Below are 2,056 nucleotides of genomic sequence, written 5' to 3' on the forward strand. Positions count from 1 at the left end.
TGCCGGCTCTCCGGTGGCGGCCGAACGCCGCTTGCGTGAGGCCGGAATAGACCCGACGGCGCGCGGTGAAACCATCGACGCCGCAGCGTTCGTCCGCTTGGCCGCCACCGAAGCCTGAGGCGCTCTCCTACAGGCGGATGTCCTTCAGGGCAGTGAGCTCGGTCCACGTCGACGCGCCCTCGCGGGCCGCGGCCACCGGAGCGTAGCGGTCGGCGGCGATCAGTGTGCCCAGCTCCAGACCCGTCATCGACGCGATGTCGGCCACCGGAACCTGGTACGTCCGGTACGGGCCGAGGGGCGGGGGATCGGTCTCGAGTCGCAGTGGCTTGTCGAGGATCGGGTCGAGAGACGGCGACTGGTCGAGCACGTATCCGGTGCATGCGAGAGTCGAATCCTGCGACCATGCGGCGATCTTGAAGAACTGCCGCGGAATGGCGACGCCTCGGTAGACCGGATCGTCGTCGGCGAAGATGCAGCCGCTGAAGACCGAGAGCTTTCGGTCGTATTGCTCGGCGTTTCCCAGCACGTAGTCCTCGAGCCCCAACCACAGTGTCTTCGACTGGTTCAGCGTGGCCGTCTGCGGAGCACACACGGTGTAGTGGAACGTGTCCTCGTTGGCGCGCTCGGCCACCGCACGCTCACCCCACACCGGATCTCGCCGGCGAACCAGGTGCCCTCGATCGAGGTCGTTGTTCTTGTACAACTCGTTGCCTGCCTGCTGCGCAGCCGGTAGCCGATCGTCGAGTCGCCAGTTGTCTCCCCGCCCGACATCCTGCAGCTCGCGCCGTCGATGTTGACGCCGGTGACCGCGGCGAGGCGTCGGGCAGGGTCGATGGACACCGAGAAGTGCGTGTACGGAAGTACCACCACGTCAGCGCGATCGGGCAACGGAACGTCGATGTCGGCCAGGAACTTCGGGTCGAAACCGAGTGGTGTCGTCATCTGCCCATTGACTCACGTACCGGTTACCGGAGGGTGAACCGCCGCGAGGTATCGCTCGTTCAGCCTGGCGTGCCGCTCGGCCACGATGCGGCATTCCTCGCGCAGTTCCGGTGGATCGAGCACCGTGAAATCGGTGTCGAACGCTGCCAGCCACCGCGCGATCGAGGGCAGTGAATCTCCGGCCAACACCACCGCGCAGGTGCGCTCGTCGATGGATTCGAGTGTGCCCCATTGCTCGTCGATCATCGGGGCGATCGTCTCGATCGGCGCGTGCAACGCGATCCGCGCCTGAACCTGGGCGAACGCACGATCGATTCCCTTCGAGACGAACGCCGCCGCACCGCCCGACGGCAGCTCCCGGGGCGTGAACCGCGGACCCGTCGGAATCTTCGGAGTCAGGCGATCCACTCGAAACGACCGCCAATCCTCCCGCAGCACATCCCACCCCAGCAGATACCAGCGCGCGCCCGCCCGCACCAGGCTGTACGGCTCCACCTCGCGCCTGGACTCGGAACCGTCGTGCTTGCGGTAATCGAACCGCAACCGCTCGTGTCCGTGGCACACCGCGGCCACCGTGGACAGCACCGACGCATCCACCGCCGAACGCGGTGTCCTGTCCACCACGTCGATGCGCAACGCGTCGAGCCGATGCTGAATGCGCGAGGGCATCACCTGCCGCAACTTCGTCAACGCCCGCAACGACGCCTCCCCGATACCCGCCACCGAGCCCCCGGCTGCCGACTGCAACCCGAACGCCACCGCCAGCGCCTCGTCGTCGTCGAGCAGCAGCGGAGGCATCTCCGCGCCGGGGCCGAGCTGATAGCCGCCACCGACACCCGGCGTCGCATTGACCGGGTAACCGATGTCGCGCAGCTTGTCCACGTCACGTCGCAGCGTGCGAGGGGTGACGTCGAGCCGCTCCGCCAGTTCCGCGCCGGCCCAGTCACGACGCGTCTGCAGCAGAGACAACAGCCGCAACAACCGAGCCGAGGTTTCCTTCATGAGGTCACGATGCCACGCAATGCGGACAGCTACAGTCCGCATTGTGCATCCCAAAGTCCACTCGATGTGACATCGACCCCCCAAAAGTCCACTGAACGTCACATTGAGTACC

The 2,056-nt window shown here is 66.4% G+C and carries 2 protein-coding genes and 1 pseudogene; 1 reads left to right on the forward strand and 2 read right to left on the reverse strand.

All coding sequences use genetic code 11. The annotated features are described in order from the left end of the window. A pseudogene (locus tag RHBS_RS27235) lies at nucleotides 1–118 on the forward strand (16S rRNA (adenine(1518)-N(6)/adenine(1519)-N(6))-dimethyltransferase); the annotation flags it as partial. 9 nt (nucleotides 119–127) lie between these two features. Here RHBS_RS27235 and RHBS_RS27240 read toward each other — a convergent pair. Both RHBS_RS27240 and RHBS_RS27245 read right to left on the reverse strand, forming a co-directional pair. Next, complete coding sequence (locus RHBS_RS27240; protein ID WP_236745424.1) at nucleotides 128–778, reverse strand: DNA/RNA non-specific endonuclease; 651 nt, start codon at nucleotides 776–778, stop codon at nucleotides 128–130. Nucleotides 779–954: 176 nt separating this feature from the next. Further along, nucleotides 955–1,944 (reverse strand): YafY family protein, encoded by a 990-nt coding sequence (locus RHBS_RS27245; RefSeq protein ID WP_128646896.1) that lies wholly within the window; start codon nucleotides 1,942–1,944, stop codon nucleotides 955–957. Between the last annotated feature and the right edge of the window lie 112 nt (nucleotides 1,945–2,056).

It is taken from the genome of Rhodococcus sp. BS-15 (assembly GCF_000813105.1).
Taxonomy (GTDB): domain Bacteria; phylum Actinomycetota; class Actinomycetes; order Mycobacteriales; family Mycobacteriaceae; genus Rhodococcoides.

Bases quoted from the DNA above. Each gene is read 5' to 3' on its own strand.
- RHBS_RS27245 (WP_128646896.1), bottom strand. From the start codon at position 1,944: ATGAAGGAAACCTCGGCTCGGTTGTTGCGGCTGTTGTCTCTGCTGCAG.